This window comes from Streptomyces sp. NPDC028419 (assembly GCF_055565515.1).
Genome location: NZ_JBVHUE010000010.1, coordinates 1 through 21,361, shown reverse-complemented (window position 1 = coordinate 21,361; position 21,361 = coordinate 1). Strand labels below are relative to the sequence as shown.

The following is a 21,361-nucleotide window of genomic DNA, read 5'->3' as shown; positions in this document are numbered from 1 at the left end:
CCGCGGGCCCGCGGCCTACTCGGCGGTCCAGACCGGGAGCGGGCGCACCGCGTGCCGCAGCGACTGCGCGACGGCCCGGAACTCCTGCGCCCGGGCCGTGCCCGTCCGCATCGCCAGCGCGATCCGGCGCGACGGCGCGGGTTCGGCGAAGTACCCGGTGGCGAGGTACTCGTTGCGGGTGGTCTCCAGCCGCAGCGCGGTGCGCGGCAGCAGGGTGACGCCCAGGCCGCCCGCGACGAGTTGGACGAGGGTGGAGAGCCCGGCGGCGGTCGTGGTGACGTCCGCGCCCTCGCCGCGCCCGGCCTCGCGACAGATGTCCAGGGCCTGGTCCCGCAGGCAGTGCCCCTCGTCGAGCAGCAGCAGTTGGAGCCCGCGCAGCGCCTCGCGCGGGATGTCCCGGCGCCCCGCGAGCGGGTGTTCGCGCGGGACCAGCAGCACGAAGTCCTCGTCGAAGACCGGGACTTCGGTGACCCCGGGCACCCCGAGCGGTACCGCGAGCAGCAGCAGGTCGAGGCGGCCGCCGGTGAGCCCCTCCAGCAGCGAGGAGGTCTGCTCCTCGTGCACCTGGAGGTCCATCAGCGGGTAGCGCCGCTGGAAGAGCCCGAGGACGGTCGGCAGCAGGTAGGGGGCGACGGTGGGGATCACCCCGAGCCGCAGCACTCCGGTGAAGGGGGCCCGTACCGCCTCGGCCTCCTCCATCAGCGCGACCACGGACTCCAGGACCACCTGCGCGCGGGCGGCGATCCGCTCGCCCGCCGGGGAGAGCAGCACCTTGCGGGTGGTGCGCTCCAGGAGCTGTACGCCGACGGCCTCCTCCAGCGCGGAGACGGCGCCGGACAGGGCGGGCTGGCTCATCCCGATGGCGGCGGCCGCGTCCCGGAAGTGCAGGTGCTCCGCGACGGCCGCGAAGGCGCGTAGCTGGGCCAGCGTGGGCTGTTTCGAGCCACTCTTCGAGCCGGTCTTCGCGCCGCTCTTGGCGGGGGCCGACACGGCGCCCTTCATTCCACTCTTACTGGCAGCCACTGATAGGTACCTCCGATCACCCACCACAAGAGTAGCTATTTCTGTAATCAATCCAGGTGTGCCAGCATGTGAGATACGTCCAACCCCCTTGGAAAGCCCCCAAAAGGGCCACTTTCCCTTCCGCTTGGAGTGCGTGTGCTCACTGTCGGTGACAAGTTCCCCTCGTACGATCTGACCGCTTGTGTCTCCCTGGAGGCCGGTAGCGAGTTCGCCCAGATCGACCACAAGGCCTACGAGGGCAAGTGGCGCGTGGTGTTCTTCTGGCCGAAGGACTTCACCTTCGTCTGCCCGACCGAGATCGCCGCCTTCGGCAAGCTGAACGACGAGTTCCTCGACCGCGACGCCCAGATCCTCGGCGTCTCCGGCGACTCCGAGTTCGTCCACCACGCCTGGCGCAAGGACCACGCCGACCTGCGTGACCTGCCCTTCCCGATGCTGGCCGACTCCAAGCACGAGCTGATGCGCGACTGCGGCGTCCAGGGCGAGGACGGCTTCGCCCAGCGCGCCGTCTTCATCATCGACCCGAACAACGAGATCCAGTTCACGATGGTGACCGCCGGTTCCGTGGGCCGTAACCCCAAGGAGGTCCTGCGGGTCCTCGACGCCCTGCAGACCGACGAGCTGTGCCCCTGCAACTGGAACAAGGGCGAGGGCACCCTCGACGCCGGCGCGCTGCTGGCCGGTGAGTGACCCGTGTCCCTCGACACGCTGAAGTCGGCCGTACCGGACTTCGCCAAGGACCTGAAGCTGAACCTCGGTTCGGTCATCGGCAACCAGGACAAGCTCTCGCAGCAGCAGCTGTGGGGCACCGTCCTGGCCTGCGCGATCGCCGCCCGCTCCCCGCGCGTCCTGCGTGAGCTGGAGCCGGAGGCCCAGGCGAACCTGTCCGCGGAGGCCTACACCGCGGCCAAGTCCGCCGCCGCGATCATGGCGATGAACAACGTCTTCTACCGCACCCGCCACCTGCTCTCCGACCCGGAGTACGGCACGCTGCGCGCGGGCCTGCGGATGAACGTCATCGGCAACCCGGGCGTCGAGAAGGTCGACTTCGAGCTGTGGTCGCTCGCGGTCTCCGCGGTCAACGGCTGCGGCCAGTGCCTGGACTCGCACGAGCAGGTCCTGCGCAAGGCCGGCGTCGACCGCGAGACGGTGCAGGAGGCCTTCAAGGTCGCCTCGGTGATCCAGGCCGTCGCGGTCACCCTCGACGCGGAGGCCGTGCTCGCCGAGGCCACCGCCACCGTGTAACACCCCACGGATCCGCGCTACCCGCGCGTGCACCGCACCGGGCCCCGCCGCCGTCACCACGGCAGCGGGGCCCGTTGTGCGTCCGGCTCCTCGAGCGCGACGCTACTTCTTCAGGGCCGCCATCAGGTCGCGCATGTCCGAGATCATGGCCGCCTCGATCGGGGCGTAGTCGACGGTGTCGCTCGCCCCGGGGTCGCGCACCCTGGTGGTCACGGACATGACCGAGAGCGTGAACACCGCGCCGCCGTCCAACACCTTCAGCTCGGGCCCCTGGCCGTCGCCCGCGCGGGCCATCACGGCCCGTTCGCCGAGGTCCGGCACGGAGGTCCGGTCCCCCGCGTTCGTCAGCGTCATCCACGGGCTCTGGACGTCGAACTCCGCCTCCGGGTCGGTCTTCCTGTGCAGTTGCACGGACGCCCACACGTTGTACTTGACGTCCTGGTCCGTGTCGGCCGGGCTGCCCGTCATGCACATCGCCCAGCTCATCGCCGGATGGTCGGCGGTCTGACTGCTCGGATTGCCCGTGCTCAGGTCCCCCACGGCGGCGGTGAGCGCCTTGGCCTTCAGCGCGTCGCACAGCTTGTCCGGCAGCGCGTAGGCCATCGGCGGCGCGTCCAGCCGGTCCCCGTAGGCGTACAGCCCGCCCGCCCAGAGGGCGCAGGCCACGACCGCCCCGCCCAGGGCCCACGCCCACCGGCCGCCCCGCGAGGCGCCCCGGCCGGCGCTGCCGGGACCCGTGGCGAGGTCCTCCCCGGGCGACCCCGGTGGCCCGCCGGCCGACCCGGTCACCTCGGTGGTCCAGCCTGCATCCGCCTCGGGCTCGGATATCACCGCGCTACTCCCCCTGTTCGACCGCCGCCCGGTCCACGGCCGTGGCCCCGTGCGGGCCCGGTCCGAACTGCGCGTCCTGTTCCCTGGAATACACCCGCAGGTAGCCGACGACCGTGTTGGTGACGGCCACCAGCGGTACGGCGACCACGGCGCCCCCGATACCGGCGATCATGCCACCGGCGGCCACCGAGAGCACCACCGCGAGCGGGTGCACCCGTACCGCCCGGCCCAGGATGAAGGGCTGGAGCACGTGCCCCTCGATCTGCTGCACGGCCAGGACGACGGCCAGCACCATCAGGCCCGTGAACGGGCCCTGGGTCACCAGCGCCACGACCACCGCGAGGGCTCCCGAGATGACCGCGCCGACCAGCGGGATGAAGGCGAACAGGAAGATGAAGACGGCCAGCGGCACGGCCATCGTCACGTCGAGGAACCATAGGCCCAGGCCGATGAAGATGGCGTCGATGAGGGCCACGATGACCGTGCCCCGCACGTAGGCGGTCAGGGTGCGCCAGGCGCGCGGACCGGCGCCCGCGACCCCGGCGCGCGCGGCGGTGGGCACCAGGCCGAGCACCCACTCCCAGATCTTCTTGCCGTCGTACAGCAGGAAGAGGGTGGAGAACATGGCGAGCAGGATGCCCGTCAGCACCTCGACCATCACCGTGACGCCCTGGAGCCCGGCGGAGGTGATCTCCTGGGTGTTGGTGCCGATGGTGTCGCTGAGGTTCTTGGCGATGTCGTTGATCTGCTGCTCGGTCACGTGGAACGGGCTGTTGAGGGCCCACCGCTTGAGCTCCTCGATGCCGTCGCGGACCCGGGCGGAGAGCTGGTCGAGGTTCTCCATGACCTGCCACACCACGAACCAGCCGACCAGCCCGATGATCACGAAGCCGAGGATGGCGGTGACGGCGGTGGCGAGCCCGCGGGGCAGGCCGAGCCGGCGCAGCCGGACCACGAAGGGCTGGAGCAGCGCGGTGACGAGCAGGGCGGCGGCGAAGGCCAGCACCACGAGCCTGACTTCGCTGATCACCTTCATGACGACCCAGAGCATCCCGGCGACCAGCAGCAGCCGCCAGCTGACCTCGGCGGCCACCCGCATCCCCCAGGGCACCACGGCCACCGGGTCGGGCCGCAGGCGCGCCGCGCTCTGCTCGGTGGCCCCGGACGCCTCGACGCCGCCGGCGGCCGCGCGCGCCGGGGCGGGCCCGGGCGCGACGAGGTCCGGGTCCGCGTTCTCCGCCTCGACCTCGGCCCGTCGTTCGTCCAGCTTCGCCTCGACCTGGCTCAGCCCTCGTCCCACTCTGCCCAGCCAGGCTGACCACTTCGACATGTCGTCCCTTTCCCCCCACCCGTCCCTACGCGACCCCGACGACGGTACACGCGAGGAGCCCCGCACCGTAGGACGGTGCGGGGCTCCTCGGGGTTGAGCGGGGGGTGCGGCCTAGTACCAGTCGTTGGCCTGGTGGAAGGACCAGGCGCCACACGGGCTGTTGTACCGCTCGTTCATGTAGTTCAGGCCCCACTGGATCTGCGTGGCCGGGTTGGTGCGCCAGTCGGAGGCGACCGAGCTCATCTTCGAGCCGGGCAGGGCCTGCACCAGGCCGTAGGCACCCGAGCTGGAGTTGACGGCCTGGTAGTTCCAGGTCGACTCGGCGTCGACGATGTTCGAGAAGCACTGGAACTGCGACGCCGGCACGATCTGCCGGGCGATCGCCTTGACGTCGGCGATCGTGTACGAGCTCTTCGGGGTGAAGGAGGAGGCGTCGCGACCGGCCGAGCGGCTGGCCACCTCGTCCTTCTCCTCGCGCTCCTTCTTCGCCTTCGCCTCGGCTTCCGACTTCTCCTTGGCCAGGGCCTCGGACTTCTTGTCCTTGGCGTCCTTGGCCGCCTGGACGCGCGCGGCTTCCTCGGTCGAGCGCTTGGCGTCGGTGTCCGCGGCGTGCGAGAGGGCGTCGGCCTGCTGCGTCAGCGAGGCGTTCTGCACACGGGCCTGCTCGCCCGCGGGAATGTCTGCGAGGAGAGTCGCTCCCGACGCGGTCGTCTCGAGGTTGTTCGAGTTCTGGGGGTCGCCTGTGGCAACACCCACGACGGCGCCGACGGTGGTGACCGCGGTGGCTGATGCCACGGCGAATCCCCTGACCGAGATGCGGCTCACACGGTGTCCTTCCAGCAGCGTCCGGACGGTGACCTCGCAGGACGCAGGAATGCCCCTGACGCTGGCCTCCATGGTCTGTGGTCACGGGAGGCGCGGGCCCGTGGGCAACTCCCTCGTCGGGAGTGCCACATGGTGCTTGCGGGCGGCATACGGCGGTCGTCTGTGGAGTTGTTGCTGAGCTGTGCAGCCACGAGGGATACACGTGTGCCGTATGCGGGGCCTTACGGAGACCAGACTCTGCCGGACCTCGACGCCGCGAGGCAATTCTCCGTTGCGTGGGAAAGGTCACACCTGCTGCGACGCCGTTGTTTTCGATGAATCCCTGTGCAGCGCGGCGCCGCCCGGCTAGGCTCTCTCGCCTTTGCCGGACGGCGCCAACTTCCGTACCGCTATGGGTCCTTTCGGATTGTTTTCAGAGAGTTTCCAGCATCTCCGTCACGAGGGCGGCGATGGGCGAGCGCTCGGAGCGGGAGAGCGTGATGTGGGCGAAGAGCGGATGGCCCTTCAACTTCTCGACCACGGCCACCACTCCGTCGTACCGGCCGACCCGCAGGTTGTCCCGCTGGGCGACGTCGTGGGTCAGCACGACCCGACTGTTCGCCCCGATTCGGGACAACACGGTCAGCAGGACGTTGCGTTCCAGCGACTGGGCCTCGTCCACGATCACGAAGGCATCGTGCAGCGAACGCCCCCGGATGTGCGTCAGCGGCAGCACCTCCAGCATCCCGCGACCCAGCACCTCCTCGATGACGTCCCGTCCGGCGACCGCCGAGAGGGTGTCGAACACCGCCTGGGCCCAGGGGCTCATCTTCTCGGCCGCGTCACCGGGGAGGTAGCCGAGGTCCTGGCCGCCCACCGCGTACAGCGGCCGGAAGACCATCACCTTCTGGTGCTGCCGGCGCTCCAGCACCGCCTCCAGGCCCGCGCAGAGCGCGAGCGCGGACTTGCCGGTACCGGCCCGGCCGCCCATGGAGATGATCCCGATCTCCGGGTCGAGCAGCAGGTCCAGCGCGATGCGCTGCTCGGCGCTGCGGCCGTGCAGCCCGAAGGCTTCGCGGTCGCCCTTCACGAGCCGCACGTTGCCGTCCGCGGTGACCCGGCCCAGCGCCTTGCCCCGCTCGGACTGGATGACCAACCCGGTGTGCACGGGCAGTTCCGCCGCCTCGGGGACGTACAGCCGGTCCTCGGAGTAGAGGAGGTCCACCTGCTCGCCGGAGAGGGCGATCTCGCTCATGCCGGTCCACCCGGCATCGGTGATGGCGAGTTCCGCCCGGTACTCCTCGGCGATCAGCCCCACGGAGGAGGCCTTGATGCGCAGCGGGAGATCCTTCGACACGACCGTGACGTCGTACCCCTCGGCCTGGAGGTTGCGCGCGACCGCGAGGATCCGTGAATCGTTGTCCCCCAACCTGAAGCCCGCGGGCAGGATGCCCGGATCGGAGTGGTTGAGCTCGACACGCAGGGTGCCGCCGAGATCGCCCAACGGGATGGGTGCGTCGAGGCGACCGTAGCGAACGCGGAAGTCGTCGAGCAGGCGCAGCGCCTGCCGGGCGAAGTAGCCGAGTTCGGGATGGTGCCGCTTGGCCTCCAGCTCGGTGATCACCACGATCGGGAGCACGACCTCGTGCTCGTCGAAGCGGGAGATCGCGTTGGGGTCTGCCAGCAGGACGCTGGTGTCGAGGACGTAGGTCCGCCTGTCGGGCAGGCGGCGCTTTGTGCTGGTCACCACGGAAGGACGTACCCCCTCGGAAGAGGTCGGGCCATGAAGACCGGACCGGTCATCGGCCGCGATGCCAGGGCCGAGCACCGGCCCTCCAATCCGTCCGTGCGAACCGCACGCGCGTCCTGGTGCAAAGGGCCTCCCGGGCGGACGGCCCTGTGCCGCCCGCTGAGACTCGACACCCGTGGACCGGGCGTCGACCTGCATGGGGTATGCCCTCGAACACCCACTGCCATGCCACGGCATATGACGGACGCTCGGTGAATCCCTGGTGAAGGCCGCGCGCGGATCGTGACGGTGAGCGCCCGGACGCGCGTACGGGCCCCGGACGGAGGTCCGGGGCCCGTGGTGGGGCAGGGCGTGGAGCGGTCGGGGATCAGGTCCCGTAACGCCGGTGACGTGCCGCGTAGTCGCGCAGCGCCCGCAGGAAGTCCACCTTGCGGAAGGCCGGCCAGAACACTTCGCAGAAGTAGTACTCGGAGTGGGCGCTCTGCCAGAGCATGAAGCCGGAGAGCCGCTGTTCCCCACTGGTGCGGATCACGAGGTCCGGGTCGGGCTGGCCCCGGGTGTAGAGGTGCTCGGCGATGTGGTCGATGTCGAGGATCTCGGCCAGCTCCTCGAAGGAGGTGCCCTTCGAGGCGTGCTCCAGGAGCAGCGAGCGCACCGCGTCCGCGATCTCCTGGCGGCCGCCGTATCCGACCGCGACGTTGACCAGTATTCCGCCGCGGTCGAGGGTGGCCTCCTCGGCCTCCTTGAGCACGGACTGCGTGCGGGAGGGCAGCAGGTCCATGTTCCCGACGTGGTGGACGCGCCAGCGGCCGTCCGCGGCGAGGCCCCGCACGGTGTTCTCGATGATCGTCAGCAGCGGGCCGAGCTCGTTCTCGGGGCGGTCGAGGTTGTCCGTGGAGAGCATCCACAGGGTCACGACCTCGACGTCCGACTCGTCGCACCAGCCGAGCAGCTCGGAGATCTTCTCGGCCCCGGCCTGGTGGCCCTGTTCCGTGGTGCCCCCGGAGGCCTTGGCCCAGCGCCGGTTGCCGTCCAGGATGACGCCGATGTGCTTGGGCGCCGCGTCATGGTCGATGCGGCCTTCCACCCGGCGTGCGTAGAGCCTGTACACCAGGTCGCGCAGATTCACGATCTTCCAGCCCCTCCGTGCAATGCCCCCGTGCGAATTGCGGTCCCCCCTCAGGGCCGCAACATTACTGCGCTTGCGGGGGCCTCACCCAACTCGGTCTGTCACAGGTCCGTGATAGGGAGGACAACGTGACTGATACCAATCCCTATCGGGCAGAGCCTTCGCGCTACGACTCCATGAAGTACCGCCGCTCGGGCCGCAGCGGCCTGAAGCTCCCCGAGATCTCCCTGGGCCTGTGGCACAACTTCGGGGACGACGCGTCCCTGGCGAACCAGCGGGCGATCCTGCGGCGGGCCTTCGACCTCGGCGTGACCCACTTCGACCTGGCCAACAACTACGGGCCGCCGCCCGGCTCCGCCGAGCTGAACTTCGGCAAGATCTTCGCCCAGGACTTCGCGTCCCACCGCGAGGAGCTGGTCCTCTCCACCAAGGCCGGCTACCTGATGCACGCCGGTCCCTACGGGGAGTGGGGCAGCCGCAAGTACCTGCTCGGCTCCCTCGACGCGTCCCTGAAGCGGATGGGCGTGGACTACGTCGACATCTTCTACTCGCACCGCTTCGACCCGCACACCCCGCTGGAGGAGACCATGGGCGCCCTCGCGTCCGCGGTCCAGCAGGGCAAGGCGCTGTACGTCGGCGTCTCCTCCTACACGGCGGAGCAGACGGCCGAGGCGGTGCGGATCCTGCGCGACCTCGGCGTGCGACCGCTGATCCACCAGCCCTCGTACTCCATGATCAACCGCTGGACGGAGGAGGACGGGCTGCTGGACGCGCTGGAGGAGGCCGGCATGGGCTGCATCTCCTTCGCGCCGCTGGCCCAGGGCCTACTGACCGGCAAGTACCTCAAGGGGATCCCGGAGGGCTCGCGGGCCACCCAGGGCAAGTCCCTCAACCCGGACCTGCTCTCGCAGGACGTGGTCCGGCGGCTGAACGGCCTGAACGACATCGCGGCCCGGCGCGGGCAGTCGCTGTCGCAGCTGGCGCTGAACTGGGTGCTGCGCGACGAGCGGATGACCTCGGCGCTGATCGGCGCGTCCGGCGTGAAGCAGCTGGAGGAGAACGTGGCCGCGCTGGCGGCGGCGCCGCTCTCGGCGGAGGAGCTGAAGGAGATCGATTCCTTCGCGGTCTCGACTCCGGGGACCAACATCTGGGCCCAGCGGGGATGACCTGCGCGTTCCCCGCACCCTCGGGTCCGGGGGACCGGGGAAGAAAAACGGGCCGGTCCGTGGGGGGGATACGGACCGGCCCGAGGGGGGGGTTCCACCATAACCCTTCGTAAAGCCTGCTGCGTGCATCGGCGCGCCGGCATTACGCTCCGAAACCACCGAGCAGCATTCCGGTGAGCGCGCCGGCGGCCATGAAGGGTCCGAAGGGGAAGGGGTCCCGACCTCGCGCCCGGCCCCGCAGCACAAGGCCGAGGCCGTACAGGGCGCCGTAGAGGAGGCCCAGGAAGGCGCCCGTCGCCCATACCCCCCACCCGTACCACCCAAGAGCGACCCCGAGCGGGAGCGCGAGCTTGACGTCCCCGAAGCCGAGTCCGGCCGGGTTGACGACGAAGAGCACGAGGTACGCCGCCCCGAGCGCGCCCCCGCCCAGCAGCGCGAGCGGCCAGGACCCGGCGGTCCCCGGCAGCAGGGCCGCCACCCCGAGCAGCGCGGCCACCGCGGCCGCCAGCGGCAGGGTCAGCACGTCGGGCAGCCGGTGCACGGCCAGGTCCACCAGGGCGAGCAGGACCGGTACGGGCGCCAGCGCGACGAAGACCGCGGTTTCCGGCCGGGCCCCGGCGGCCGCGGCCAGCGCCGCGCAGACCAGCGCGGCGAGTACGGCCGTACGGGGGGCGCTCGGCCCGTACGGGCGGCCCGAGCACCGCGCGGGCCCCAGCCAGCCGCGCGGCCCGCGGCCCAGCGGGTGCCCCCGGGGGCAGCTCGCCCTCCACGGCTCCCGCGGCTCGACCCCGAGCCGGTAGGCGGCCAGCGGCAGGAGCAGCCCGGCGGCCGCGCCGTAGCCGGCGGCAAGGATGATCACGACCACGCCCATCCCGCCGACCGTAGGCCCCCGCGCCCCCGGGGTCATGGGCCCGGGGACCCATGGCCCGGCCGCCCGCCCCGGCGGAGACTGGTCCCGGCCGGGGCCCCGCCGGGGCGGGCGGCCGCCGAGACGGGGGATGCGGATGGCACGGCGTTGGCAGGACGGACCGGGCGCGCTCGACCTCCCGGAGGGCGGCGCGGTCGCCCTGGAGATCGCGGCCTCGTACCGCGCGCGGACCCGGGGCCTGCTCGGACGGGACGGGATCGGGGGCGCGATGCTGCTGACCCCGGCCGCCAGCGTGCACACCTTCGGGATGCGCTTCGCGATCGACGTGGCCTACCTGGACCGGCGGCTGCGGGTCCTGGCGGTGCGCACGATGGTCCCGGGCCGGCTCGGGCTGCCGCGGCCGCGCGCGCGGCACGTGCTGGAGGCGTCGGCGGGGGCGATGGCGGGCTGGGGACTGCGGCCGGGCGTGAGCGTGCGGGTGCGCGCCGGGGGCGGCGTGGAGGACGGGGCGGAGGGCGGGGCGGAGGACGGGTCCGTCCCCGGCTGAGCACCGCACTGGGACCGGCCCGCGGGGCGGGGTAGGTTGGGACGGTTGGGCATCGGGCGGGGTGCAGGGATCGTCGGGGAGCGGACGTGGCGGAGAACGCGCGGGTCAAGGCGTTGGAACAGATCATGTCCGCCACGCACGGGGCCGACGAGGACATCGACTGGCCGGCCGCCGAGGCGGTCTGGGGCACCCGCTTCCCCGCCGACTACGTCGCCTTCATGGGGCGCTTCGGCGCGGGCACGATCAACGGCGAGGCGGCGATCCTGCTGCCGCTGCCCAAGCCGGGGCCGCAGTGGGACCCGGCCGAGATGGCCGAGGAGACCGCGAACGCCCGTGCACTGTGGGCGGCGGAGGGCGGCCGGGCCGCCTTCGACATCGATCCGGAGTCGATCCTGGCCTGGGGCGTGGTCGGCGGCGCCGACATCCTGTGCTGGCTGACCACCGATCCCGATCCGGACCGCTGGCCGGTGCTGGTCTGCGGGCGGCACACCGCCGACGTCTTCGCGGTGTACCCGTACGGCATGGCGGAGTTCCTGCTGCGGATGTGCTCGGACGAGTTCGACATGAGCCCCGTCGGCATCACCTTCTGGGACGGCGAGCAGCTCGGCTTCGTGCACTGGCGCAAGGCCCAGCGCCGCTGGCAGGAGGGCCGCAACCCCGAGACGGGCGAGCCGGACCCGTACGCGGGCGACTTCGCCGACTGACGGCCGCTTCGCGCCACCCGCGACCCCGGCGCGACACTCCTCCTGCCGAAAAGCCCGCTTCCCGACCGGAAGCGGGCTTTTCGGTATGTCTACGCGCGTCCGAATTGTTGATCACATATCGGAAAACACCATTGCGAAATCCACCGCTTGGAGCATTGCCCACAAGTAGTGCCCCAATGGAATCAATCGCCCTTCACCAGGAGAGAATTCCGGCCAACGGGCCGTGCGGGGACACCCCGACCCGGAGCAACCCATAAGTAACGTCGGGCTACAAAAGAAATTCGGGGAATTCTCTCGTGCGACGAAGAACATTCCGCACGGCCGCGGGCGCGGCCGTGCTCGGTCTCCTGCTCCCCCTGGCGGGCTGCGGTTCCGGCGCAGGTGACGGCGGGGACGCCGTGACGCTGCGGCTGGTCGCCGCCGAATACGGAGACGGCCCGAGCACCAGCTCGAAGGCCTTCTGGGACAAGATGTCGGACTCTTTCACCGCCGCGCACCCGGGCATCGAGGTCGAGGTCACCCTGCTGCCGTGGGCGAACATCGACCGCGAGGTCAGCAAAATGGTGAAGGCGGGCAAAGCGCCCGACATGGCCCTCATGGGCGGGTACTCCGACTTCGCTGCCCAGGGCAAGCTCTACTCGGCCGAGGAACTGCTGCCGGTCACCGCCGAGGCGAACTTCCTGGCGCCGCTGGCCGAGGCGGGCTCGGTCGGCAACACCCTCTACGGCCTGCCCTTCGTCGCGAGCAGCCGGCTGCTCTTCTACAACCAGGCCCTCTTCACCAAGGCCGGCGTGAACGCCCCGCGGACCTGGTCGGAGCTCAAGAGCGCGGCCAAGGCGCTCAAGGACAAGGGAGTGAAGTACCCGTACGCCCTGCCGCTGGGCCCCGAAGAGGCCCACGCGGAAGCGATGATCTGGGAGCTGAGCAACGGCGGCGGCTACGCCGACAGCAGCGGCAACTACAGCCTGGCCTCCGACGCCAACGTCGAGACCTTCCGCTGGATCAAGGACAACCTGGTCGGCCCGGGCCTGCTCGGGCCGGTGCCGCCCGCCCAGTTCAACCGCCAGGACGCCTTCGCCGCCTTCCTGCGCGGCGAGGTCGGCATGCTCAACGGCTACCCGTCGCTGCTCCACGAGGCGAAGGCCAAGGGCATCGGCGTCGGCACGGTCACCATGCCGGTCAACGACGCCCTGGGCAGTGGCGAGACCCCGCCGGCCGTCGGCGTCGCCGACTGGATGATGGCCTTCAAGCAGAACGGCCACCGCGAGCAGATCGGCCGCTTCCTGGACTTCGTCTACCAGGACAAGAACCTGAGCGACTTCGCCGGCCGCTACCACCTGCTGCCCTCCACCATCTCGGCGTCGCGCACCCCGGCGGGCGGCGGCCTCGACAGGGGCGACGAGCAGTTCCTGACCGCCCTGCGCGGCGCTCAGCTCTACCCGGTCAACGACCCCTCCTGGGTGACCGTCAGCGACACCATCAAGCGCAACGTCGGCCGCGCCGTGGACCCCGCCGGCGACCCGAAGGGCGTCCTGGAGGGCATCGCGGAGAAGGCCCGCGAAGCGTCCAAGCGCCACTGACATCCCGCAGGTCCCGCCTGTTCGGCCCTGACATCAGGGACCTTCGGCCCGCCTCCACCACCCCCCGCGTGCGCCAGGATGGCTGTCACGGCACTCGATCAGAGGCCGCAGCCCGGTCGCCCGCACCGCGCCCACAAGGCGCGCGGGGCGACGGGTCCCGACGAACCTCCGCACCCCCGCTCACCAGCCCCGGCACCCTTGCGGAACGGCCAGCGCACCCGCCCGGTCACCCGATACCCTCGCGAGGGTCGAGCACCACGAGGGGGACGGGCCATGCCGGAGCAAGCGTTCGGAATCGACAAGATCCAACTGATCACACTGTTGCGGAGCGTGGCCGAGGGCAGGGCCCAGCTACCGGAGTTCCAACGCGGTTGGGTGTGGCCGGACCACAACATCATCGGTCTGCTCGCCTCGATCTCCCGCGGATACCCGGTCGGCACCCTGATGCTGCTCGAGACCGGCGGTGACGTCCGGTTCAAGTACCGCCCGGTCGAAGGCGCCACCCCGCCCCCCGACACACGGCCGGACACCCTGATCCTCGACGGCCAGCAGCGGATGACCTCGCTCTTCCAGTCGCTCATGCTCGGCAAGCCGGTCGAGACCCAGAACCAGCGCAAGCAGCCGATCTCCGGCTGGTTCTACGTCGACATGGACAAGGCCCTCGACCCGCAGACGGACCGCGAGGACGCCATCCGACTGCTCCCGGCGGACCGGGTGGTCCGCACTTTCCGGGGCGAGCCCGTCGAGGACTGCTCGACCCCGGAGCAGGAGTACGCGGCCCGCCTCTTCCCGCTCTCCCGGCTCTTCGACAACCGTGAGTGGAGCTACGGCTACGAGGATTACTGGAAGGCCCGGGGCGAGGACGGCCGCAAGGGGTGGCGGGACTTCGAGGAGGCGTTCGTCCGCCCCTTCGAGCTGTACCAGGTTCCGGTGATCGAACTCGGCAAGCAGACCGAGCGCCAGGCCGTCTGCCAGGTCTTCGAGAAGGTCAACACGGGCGGCGTCACCCTCACGGTCTTCGAGCTGCTCACCGCCACTTACGCCGCCGACGAGTTCGACCTGCGCAGCCATTGGGACCAAGAGGTCCGGGCCGACTGGAAGGCGCCCGAGTACCGCGTCCTCACGCAGGTGTCCAACACCGACTTCCTGCAGGCCGTCACACTGATGGCGACGGCCGACCGGCGGGCCCGGGCCGCCGACTCCGGGGTGGACGAGGAGCGGCTGCCCCGCATCGGCTGCAAGCGCAAGGACATGTTGGAGCTGGGGCTGGACGAGTACCGCCGCTTCGCGCCGTTGGTCGTCCGGGGCTTCAAGGACTCCGCCAAGTTCCTGCGCCAGCAGTACCTCTTCGACACCAAGTTCCTGCCGTACGGGACGCAGCTCATCCCGCTCGCCGCGATCCTCAGCGTGCTCGGTGAGCACGCCGAACCGGCGGGTGCCCAGCAGAAGCTGGCCCGCTGGTACTGGTGCGGCGTGTTCGGGGAGCTGTACGGCGGTACGACGGAAACCCGGCTGAGCCACGACCTTCCCGAGACGGTGGCCTGGGTGCGCGGGGCCGGCCCCGAACCCCGCACCGTCCGCGACTCCCGGTTCAGTGCGAGCCGCTTGCTGACCCTGCGCACCCGCAACAGCGCCGCCTACAAGGGCATCTACGCCCTACTGATGAAGGAGGGCGCAGTCGACTGGCGGACCGGCGAGAAGACCGAGATCACCGAGTACTTCGCGGAGGCCGTGGACATCCACCACATCTTCCCGCAGGCGTGGTGTGAGCGGGAGGGCATCGAGCGGGGGAGCTACAACTCGATCGTCAACAAGACCCCACTGACCGGGCGCACCAACCGGATCATTGGCGGGGCGGCACCCTCCTCGTACCTCCCGCGGCTCGCCAAGAGCGCCGAAGTGGACGCGGACACGGTGGCCGACCACATCCGCACCCACCTGGCCGATCCGGAGCTGCTCGCGAAGGACGACTTCGCGGGGTTCTTCGACGCCCGCCAGCGGGCCCTGGTCGAGGCCATCGAGAAGGCCACGGGCAAGGCGGTCGTCACCGAGGACGGCTACCCGACCACCGAGCCTGTGGACGAGGGCGACGACGACTGACCGCGTCGATGATGACCTGCACGCTTGCCGAGAATCGGTAGTCCTTCGACGAAGCGCCGGCGATGCGGTCACGGACCGGGGTCAGGGTGCCGTCCACGATCCACAAGCGTTCGACGGCGGCTACCGGCCGCGGGCCGGCTCCAGCGGGAGGAGCGGTCGCAGGCGCTGGATGACACGGCAGACCGTCGCCGAGGAAATCCCGAGCCCGTGAACGTCTCCGCCCCCACCCGCTCAGCCCGCATCACCCCACCCATACAAGAGCAATGCCCGGCGACGAGCCTTCTGCAACGCCCCTTAGTGCCGGCCGTTGCCGCCGTTGAAGGCGGTGCGGTACTGCTCGCAGCTGGAGTTCCAGCGCAGGCTGCCGTTCACGGTGCCGTAGCCGGTGCGGGTGGCCGACCACTCGACCGTGTACGCCCCCGTGTCGCAGGCGATCCGCTTGTCCCCGCCGACCGTGGCGCGGCCGGCGGCCGGGCGGTCCTTGGAGTCGCTGCTGACCTTCGCCGCCTCGACCCCGTCGGCCCTGCGCACCACCGCGTACAGGGTGATGGGGTGCTTGCCGTTCTTGGTGGTGACGGCCTTCTTCACCAGCGTGGAGTCCGAGATGGACCACGCGAACTCGAACTTCGGCTGCCAGGCCAGCGTCTTGGGGTCGGCCTTCTTCGCCTCCCACTCCGGGGCGCCGGACGGGCCCGGGACGGTCCTCGTCTCGTACTGGACGCCGGGGTGGAAGCGGAACTGCGCCTCCAGCTTGTGCATCTCGTCCTTGGTCCAGCGGGACTTCATCGCCTTCTCGCCACCGGACGGGTCCTGGAGGTACGACGACACCTCGGCCGCCTCGGCCTCGACGAGTGCGGGCACGAGGGCCGCGGCGGCGGTGGCGAGGGCGACGGCGGCGATACGGGTGCGCTTCATGCGCTGCCCAACGGGCCCCCGGGGCGGGCCGGAACGACACCGGGCGCGCGTTCACCCGTAAGGGAGCGCACCGAGGTGACGGACTGCGGCGCGTCAGGAATATGACCCCACCGGCGCTCGTTGGCGCAGCTGACACGAGATGGTGCGGGACGATCAAGGATCCACGGATCCGGCAGGGGGACGACATGGCGGTACAGGTGGGCGGAACGGTGGCGGCGGGCTGGGAGCCGGTGCGGGAGGCGTTCGCGGCCTTCGCGCTGGCCGAGGAGACCTCTCCCGAGGCGCAGTTGGCCGTGCACCACCAGGGGCGCCGCGTGGTGGACCTGTGGGCGGGCGAGGACACCGCGGCGGACACCCTGACCGGCGTCTACTCCATCACCAAGGGGGCGGCCCACCTGGTCGTGGCCCTGCTCGTGCAGGACGGCGTACTGGACCTGGAGCGTCCGGTGTCGCGGTACTGGCCCGAGTTCACCGGGGACGGCAAGGAGCGCCTGACGCTGCGCCAGCTGCTCTCGCACCAGTCCGGCCTGATCAACACCCCGGAGGGCTTCACCCTCGACGAGGTCGCGGACGACGCGCTGATCGCCGCCCGGCTCGCCGGGCAGAAGCCGTACTGGGAGCCGGGGACGGGCTACGGCTACCACGCCTTCGTGATCGGCGCGCTGACCGGCGAGGTGGTGCGCCGGGCCACGGGCAAGACCCTGCCGGAGGTCTACGAGGAGCGGATCCGCGCGCCCTACGGGCTGGACCTGTACATCGGTCTCCCCGCGGAGCTGGAGCCGCGCTGGAAGCCGGTGCTGCCGCAGGTCCCGACGGCCGCGGGGCTGGCGGCGCTGGCGGGCGGCCCGCCGCCGCCGGCGCTGATGGAGACCGCGTTCAACTGGCACACCCGGCCCCCGATGGACCTGGTGGCCTACGCGAACCACCCCGCGGTGAAGTCGCGGGGTCCCGCGTCGGCGGGCGGCGTCGGCACGGCGCGCGGCGTCGCGGGGATGTACGCGGCGGCGATCGGCGAACTGGCCGGGCGGCCCGCGCTGCTGAAGCCGGAGACGGCCGCCGAGTTCGCGAGGCTGCACACCCCGGGTGACGACCTCGTGACGCCGGAGAAGGATCATTTCGGACTGGGCTTCGAACGGCAGCCGCAGGTCGGACCGGAGGCCTTCGGCCACTGCGGTGCCGCGGGAGGCCTCGGCTTCGCCGACCCGGTGACCCAGGTGGCGTACGGGTACACGCGCCGCCGCTTCGGCTTCCCGGGCGGCACCGCCCCGGAGAACGGTCCGCTGACGGCGGCGGTGCTGGCCTCGGCCCGGGCGGCCGCTCAGGCCTGACCGGTCTCGAACCTGCTGATCGAGCCCGCGCCGTCGACCACGAACCGCCAGGCGGTGCGCATCTCGCCCCAGGTGGAGTTGCGGTAGTTCACGACGAGGGCACGTCCGTCGTCGGACTGGGACTCGACGTCCATGTGCCCGTCGGAGGAGAAGATCTCCTTGTCGGTCCACTCCTGGACGTCGCGGTCCGAGCCGTCGTCGGACATGGTCGCGCCGGGGGCGAGGGCCGCGAAGAACGCGGCCTTGTCCCCCGCGTTGACGGCGGTGACGAAGGCGCGGACGGCGGGGTCGGTCAGCTGGTCGGGCGAGAGGGCCACGGGGTCTCCTGTGCGGCGTGCGTACGGGCGGGACGTACGGGAACGTACGGGGGACCCGTACGCCGACCAGGGAACACCGGGGCCGGGTCCCGCGCACCGACCTTCACCCGTTCGGCACCCGACGGCGTGTCAGGGGCGGCGCGGGTCAGGGCGCGGTGCGGACCGGGAAGCCGGTGGGGCGGTTCTGCTCCGCCAGCCAGGTCAGCACCTGGTCGAGGGCGTCGACGGTCTGCTTGCGGTCGCCGCCGCCGTCGTGGAAGAGGACGGTGGGGCCGCTGCGCAGCTCCTGCTTCACCGCGTTCACGATCGCGGCGGTGCCGGGCTTCTTGAAGTCCTTGGTGTCGACGTTCCAGCCGAGCGGGCGCATGCCCGCGGCCGCGGCGAGTGCGCGGCTCTCGGGGGTGAACGCCCCGCCGGGCGCGCGGTAGTACTCGACCTTCGCGCCGTCCCCGGCCGCGTCCTCGATCAGCTTCTGCGCGTCCAGGATCTGCTGCTTCTGGTAGTCCACCGGCTTCTTGGCCATCCCGATGTCGTGGTCCATGGTGTGGTCGCAGAGTCGGTTGCCGTCCGCGACGACCTGCTTCACCAGGTCCGGATGGGCCTTGGCCTGCGGCCCGATCATGCAGAAGGTCGCCTTCGCGTCGTGCTTGCGGAGCACCTCCAGGACCTTCGGGGTCCAGGTCGGGTCGGGGCCGTCGTCGATGGTGATGTTGACGGCGTCCCCGCCCGCTTCCGAGGCGTGGGCGATGGTGTCGGGGACCCGGCCCGGCTCGGCGTCACCGGAACCCGGGCGCGCCGCGCCGCCGGCGCCCTTCGGATCGTCCGCGGGGTCGCCGCGCTCCTCGGGGGCGTCCTTCTGCCGGGACACGTTCTGGTGGTCGCGCCCGTCGCCGGGGTCGTGCGCGGGTGCGGCGAGCGTCGCCACCCCCCACACCGTGGCCGCGACGGCCGCGGCCGCTCCCGCCACGGCTATCCGGGCCCGAACCCCTCGCTGTGCCATGTGACTCGTGATGCGCTCCATGAACCGTCCACTCCCCATCCGCCTTTGCAGGTCCTGTGAGGGAGGATGACGGTGAACCACGGCCGGTTCCAGGTGCTTTGACCATAAAATCTACGTATAGGGGCTTAGGGACTTTGGTCCTTGATCGTCCCTTTTCGGGTCTCGTGGGGAACCGCACCACATGTACGCGAACTCCTACCCCGCGGAGCGGCGCCCCAAGCCCGCGGCCGGGCGGGGCGGTTGACCCGGCGACGCGCCGGGAACGAAAAGGCCCGGCCCCCGTGGATCCGTCCATCCACGGGGGCCGGGCGTCGCGGCAGGTATCAGTGGGCCACGGGGGCCTGCGCGGCGGCCGCGCCCGCGGCGGCCTTGTCCGTGCCGGCGTCCTTGGCTCCGCCGGCGGCGGGGCCGGCGCCGCGCAGCGGCACCTCCTTGACGAACCAGGCGGCGATGAAGCCGATCAGCGCGATGCCCGCGCCGAGCAAGAACGCGGAGTGCGTACCGGCGGCCACCGCGTGCTGGTACGCCTCACGCACCACGGACGGCAGCTGCGCCAGGTGCGCCGCGTCGAGCTGCGCGGAGCCGGACTTGGCGGCGGCGGCCGGGCCGAGCCGGTCGGTCATGGTCTGCGTGACCTGGCTGGTGAACAGCGAGCCCATCAGGGCCACGCCGAAGGAGCCGCCGAGCGTGCGGAAGAGGGTCGCGGAGGAGGAGGCGACGCCCATGTCCTTCATCTCGACGCTGTTCTGCGCGACCAGCATGGTGATCTGCATCAGGAAGCCGAGGCCGGCGCCGAGGACCGCCATGTAGACGCCGGACATCAGGCGGCTGGTGCCGGTGTCCATCTGCGAGAGCAGGAACAGGCCGACGACCATCAGGCCGCCGCCCGCGATCGGGAACATCTTGTACTTGCCGCTGTTGGTGGTGACGCGGCCCGCGATCAGCGAGACGACCATCATCGACAGGAGCATCGGCAGGAGCAGCAGGCCGGAGTTGGTGGCCGAGGCGCCCTGGACGGACTGCTGGAAGAGCGGCAGGTAGAGCACGCCGCCGAACATCGCGAAACCGGTCAGGAAGCCGATCACCGACATGAGCGTGAAGTTGCGGCTGCGGAAGATGTGCAGCGGCATGACCGGCTCGGCGGCGCGGGTCTCGACGAAGAGGAAGCCGGCGATGGAGACGATGCCGACGGCGATCAGGCCGATGATCTCGGCGGAGCCCCAGGCGTACTCGGTGCCGCCCCAGGTGGTGACGAGGACGGTGGAGGTGATCGCGAGGGTGAGCAGGGCCGCGCCCAGGTAGTCGATCTTGCCCTGCGTCTTCTTCTTGGGCAGGTGCAGGACGGCGGTGACCATCGCGAGGGCGACGACGCCCAGGGGCAGGTTGATGTAGAAGGACCAGCGCCAGCCCCAGTGGTCGGTGATGGTGCCGCCGATCAGCGGACCGCCGATCATCGCGAGGGCCATGACGCCGGCCATCATGCCCTGGTACTTGCCGCGCTCGCGGGGCGGGATGAGGTCACCGATGATCGCCATGACGCCGACCATCAGGCCACCGGCGCCGAGACCCTGGATCGCGCGGAAGCCGATCAGCTCGCCCATGTTCTGGGCCATGCCGCTGAGCACGGAGCCGATCAGGAAGATCACGATGGAGGTGAGGAACGAGCCCTTGCGCCCGTACATGTCGCCGAGCTTGCCCCAGATGGGGGTGGAGGCGGCGGTGGCGAGGGTGTAGGCGGTGACCACCCAGGAGAGGTGCTCCAGGCCGCCCAGCTCGCCGACGATGGTCGGCATCGCGGTGCCGATGATCATGTTGTCCAGCATCGCCAATAGCATGGCGATCATGAGCGCGAGCAGCACGACGCGCACGCTGCGCGGCTTGGCCCCGCCCTCCGGCGCCTCCGTCCCCGCTCCGGGCTCCGCCTGTGTCGTCTTGCTCATGTCCGTCCGCTCCCCAATGACACCCGGGTACTTACTTGCCGCCCGGCTAGTTCACTACACTGGGGAAATTAGACCCGTAACTAGCCGGGCGTCAAGTAAGTAATTGGAGCGTGCCCCATGTCCAGCAGTCCGCAGCAGCGCCGTGGCAACACGCGCCAGCTCATCCAGGACGTCGCACTGGAGCTCTTCGCCGAGCAGGGGTACGAGAAGACGTCACTGCGGGAGATGGCGGAGCGACTGGAGGTCACGAAGGCGGCGCTGTACTACCACTTCAAGACCAAGGAAGAGATCCTGATCAGCATCTTCGACGACACGACGCGTCCGATCGACGAGCTGATCGCGTGGGCCGGGGAGCAGCCGCGCACGCTGGCGACGAAGAAGGAGATGCTGCGCCGCTACAGCGAGGCGATGTGCTCGGGCGCGCAGCTGTACCGCTTCATGCAGGAGAACCAGGCCACGATGCGCGAGCTGAGCATCGGCGAGACCGTCAAGAAGCGGATGCTGAAGATGGTCGACCTGCTGCGCACGGACGACGCCCCGCTGCCGGACCAGGTGCGCTGCGTCAGCGCGATCTTCACGCTGCACGCGGGAATGATGTTCCTCCAGCACGTGGAGGCCGACCCGGAGGAGACCCGGCTGGCCGCCCTGGAGGTGGCGATGGACCTGATCACGCGCGCCCACGAGGAGGGCTAGGTGTATTGCCCTGTGAGGTTGGGGACGCGGCTGGCGGGTGGTTTGCCTGCGAGTGCGGTGTGTCCGCGGTGGTGATTGTAGGTGTGGAGCC

At 70.7% G+C, this 21,361-nt stretch carries 20 protein-coding genes and 1 pseudogene; 9 read left to right on the top strand and 12 right to left on the bottom strand.

Going from position 1 to position 21,361, the window contains the following annotated elements; all coding sequences use genetic code 11:
- Nucleotides 1-15: 15 nt before the first annotated feature.
- Nucleotides 16-1,002, bottom strand: a complete 987-nt coding sequence (locus ACZ4UB_RS13925) for a hydrogen peroxide-inducible genes activator (protein ID WP_468070439.1) — start codon at nt 1,000-1,002, stop codon at nt 16-18.
- A gap of 156 nt (nt 1,003-1,158) precedes the next feature.
- Here ACZ4UB_RS13925 and ACZ4UB_RS13920 point away from each other — a divergent pair, with 156 nt between their 5' ends.
- Nucleotides 1,159-1,713: a peroxiredoxin gene (locus ACZ4UB_RS13920; RefSeq protein ID WP_354379678.1), complete on the top strand. Its 555-nt coding sequence runs from the start codon at nt 1,159-1,161 to the stop codon at nt 1,711-1,713.
- 3 nt (nt 1,714-1,716) lie between these two features.
- Complete coding sequence (locus ACZ4UB_RS13915; RefSeq protein ID WP_468070317.1) at nt 1,717-2,268, top strand: alkyl hydroperoxide reductase; 552 nt, start codon at nt 1,717-1,719, stop codon at nt 2,266-2,268.
- 102 nt (nt 2,269-2,370) lie between these two features.
- Here the strand turns inward: ACZ4UB_RS13915 and ACZ4UB_RS13910 are convergent, their stop codons facing one another.
- From ACZ4UB_RS13910 to ACZ4UB_RS13890, 5 genes are all read right to left on the bottom strand, one after another.
- Nucleotides 2,371-3,099 (bottom strand): hypothetical protein, encoded by a 729-nt coding sequence (locus ACZ4UB_RS13910; protein WP_468070316.1) that lies wholly within the window; start codon nt 3,097-3,099, stop codon nt 2,371-2,373.
- 4 nt (nt 3,100-3,103) lie between these two features.
- Nucleotides 3,104-4,429 carry an AI-2E family transporter gene (locus ACZ4UB_RS13905; protein ID WP_468070315.1) on the bottom strand — a complete coding sequence of 442 codons (1,326 nt, stop codon included), beginning with the start codon at nt 4,427-4,429 and terminating at the stop codon, nt 3,104-3,106.
- Nucleotides 4,430-4,540: 111 nt separating this feature from the next.
- Nucleotides 4,541-5,254, bottom strand: coding sequence for an aggregation-promoting factor C-terminal-like domain-containing protein (locus tag ACZ4UB_RS13900; RefSeq protein WP_468070314.1), 714 nt, complete (start codon nt 5,252-5,254; stop codon nt 4,541-4,543).
- 412 nt (nt 5,255-5,666) lie between these two features.
- The gene (locus ACZ4UB_RS13895) at nt 5,667-6,983 is read right to left on the bottom strand and encodes a PhoH family protein (protein ID WP_354379683.1); all 1,317 of its coding nucleotides are present in this window, start codon (nt 6,981-6,983) and stop codon (nt 5,667-5,669) included.
- 367 nt (nt 6,984-7,350) lie between these two features.
- Nucleotides 7,351-8,112: an isoprenyl transferase gene (locus tag ACZ4UB_RS13890; RefSeq protein WP_330332363.1), complete on the bottom strand. Its 762-nt coding sequence runs from the start codon at nt 8,110-8,112 to the stop codon at nt 7,351-7,353.
- 128 nt (nt 8,113-8,240) lie between these two features.
- Between ACZ4UB_RS13890 and mgrA the strand changes: the two genes are divergently transcribed.
- Nucleotides 8,241-9,278 (top strand): L-glyceraldehyde 3-phosphate reductase, encoded by a 1,038-nt coding sequence (gene mgrA / locus ACZ4UB_RS13885; RefSeq protein ID WP_467960688.1) that lies wholly within the window; start codon nt 8,241-8,243, stop codon nt 9,276-9,278.
- A gap of 142 nt (nt 9,279-9,420) precedes the next feature.
- Here mgrA and ACZ4UB_RS13880 read toward each other — a convergent pair whose 3' ends face one another.
- A complete protein-coding gene (locus ACZ4UB_RS13880) occupies nt 9,421-10,149 on the bottom strand; it encodes a prepilin peptidase (protein ID WP_468070313.1) in 729 nt (242 codons plus the stop codon).
- Nucleotides 10,150-10,282: 133 nt separating this feature from the next.
- Between ACZ4UB_RS13880 and ACZ4UB_RS13875 the strand changes: the two genes are divergently transcribed.
- The 4 genes from ACZ4UB_RS13875 (at nt 10,283) to ACZ4UB_RS13860 (ending at nt 15,077) form a co-directional block, all read left to right on the top strand.
- The gene (locus ACZ4UB_RS13875) at nt 10,283-10,693 is read left to right on the top strand and encodes a DUF192 domain-containing protein (protein ID WP_468070312.1); all 411 of its coding nucleotides are present in this window, start codon (nt 10,283-10,285) and stop codon (nt 10,691-10,693) included.
- An 86-nt stretch (nt 10,694-10,779) separates the two neighbouring features.
- Nucleotides 10,780-11,397 (top strand): SMI1/KNR4 family protein, encoded by a 618-nt coding sequence (locus tag ACZ4UB_RS13870; RefSeq protein ID WP_468070311.1) that lies wholly within the window; start codon nt 10,780-10,782, stop codon nt 11,395-11,397.
- A 296-nt stretch (nt 11,398-11,693) separates the two neighbouring features.
- Nucleotides 11,694-12,977, top strand: coding sequence for an extracellular solute-binding protein (locus ACZ4UB_RS13865; protein ID WP_468070310.1), 1,284 nt, complete (start codon nt 11,694-11,696; stop codon nt 12,975-12,977).
- Nucleotides 12,978-13,250: 273 nt separating this feature from the next.
- Entirely contained in the window at nt 13,251-15,077 is a 1,827-nt protein-coding gene (locus ACZ4UB_RS13860) for a GmrSD restriction endonuclease domain-containing protein (protein WP_468070309.1), read from the top strand.
- On the opposite strand, the pseudogene ACZ4UB_RS13855 reads toward ACZ4UB_RS13860, so the two are convergent.
- Both ACZ4UB_RS13855 and ACZ4UB_RS13850 read right to left on the bottom strand, forming a co-directional pair.
- Nucleotides 15,070-15,278: pseudogene (locus ACZ4UB_RS13855) on the bottom strand (IS5/IS1182 family transposase); the annotation flags it as partial. The gene ACZ4UB_RS13860 and the pseudogene ACZ4UB_RS13855 sit on opposite strands and share 8 nt — an antisense overlap.
- A 93-nt stretch (nt 15,279-15,371) precedes the next feature.
- On the bottom strand, nt 15,372-15,992 hold the full coding sequence (locus ACZ4UB_RS13850) for a hypothetical protein (RefSeq protein WP_468070308.1): 621 nt from the start codon (nt 15,990-15,992) through the stop codon (nt 15,372-15,374).
- A 185-nt stretch (nt 15,993-16,177) separates the two neighbouring features.
- Between ACZ4UB_RS13850 and ACZ4UB_RS13845 the strand changes: the two genes are divergently transcribed.
- A complete protein-coding gene (locus ACZ4UB_RS13845) occupies nt 16,178-17,320 on the top strand; it encodes a serine hydrolase domain-containing protein (protein ID WP_468070307.1) in 1,143 nt (380 codons plus the stop codon).
- Here ACZ4UB_RS13845 and ACZ4UB_RS13840 read toward each other — a convergent pair.
- The 3 genes from ACZ4UB_RS13840 to ACZ4UB_RS13830 form a co-directional block, all read right to left on the bottom strand.
- Nucleotides 17,311-17,637, bottom strand: a complete 327-nt coding sequence (locus ACZ4UB_RS13840; protein WP_468070306.1) for a nuclear transport factor 2 family protein — start codon at nt 17,635-17,637, stop codon at nt 17,311-17,313. The two genes, ACZ4UB_RS13845 and ACZ4UB_RS13840, sit on opposite strands and share 10 nt — an antisense overlap.
- A 145-nt stretch (nt 17,638-17,782) precedes the next feature.
- Nucleotides 17,783-18,637, bottom strand: coding sequence for a polysaccharide deacetylase family protein (locus tag ACZ4UB_RS13835; RefSeq protein ID WP_468070305.1), 855 nt, complete (start codon nt 18,635-18,637; stop codon nt 17,783-17,785).
- A gap of 323 nt (nt 18,638-18,960) precedes the next feature.
- Nucleotides 18,961-20,577 carry an MDR family MFS transporter gene (locus ACZ4UB_RS13830; protein WP_468070304.1) on the bottom strand — a complete coding sequence of 539 codons (1,617 nt, stop codon included), beginning with the start codon at nt 20,575-20,577 and terminating at the stop codon, nt 18,961-18,963.
- A 117-nt stretch (nt 20,578-20,694) separates the two neighbouring features.
- On the opposite strand from ACZ4UB_RS13830, the gene ACZ4UB_RS13825 reads away from it, so the two are divergent.
- A complete protein-coding gene (locus ACZ4UB_RS13825; protein WP_354379694.1) occupies nt 20,695-21,270 on the top strand; it encodes a TetR/AcrR family transcriptional regulator in 576 nt (191 codons plus the stop codon).
- The last annotated feature ends 91 nt before the right edge of the window (nt 21,271-21,361 follow it).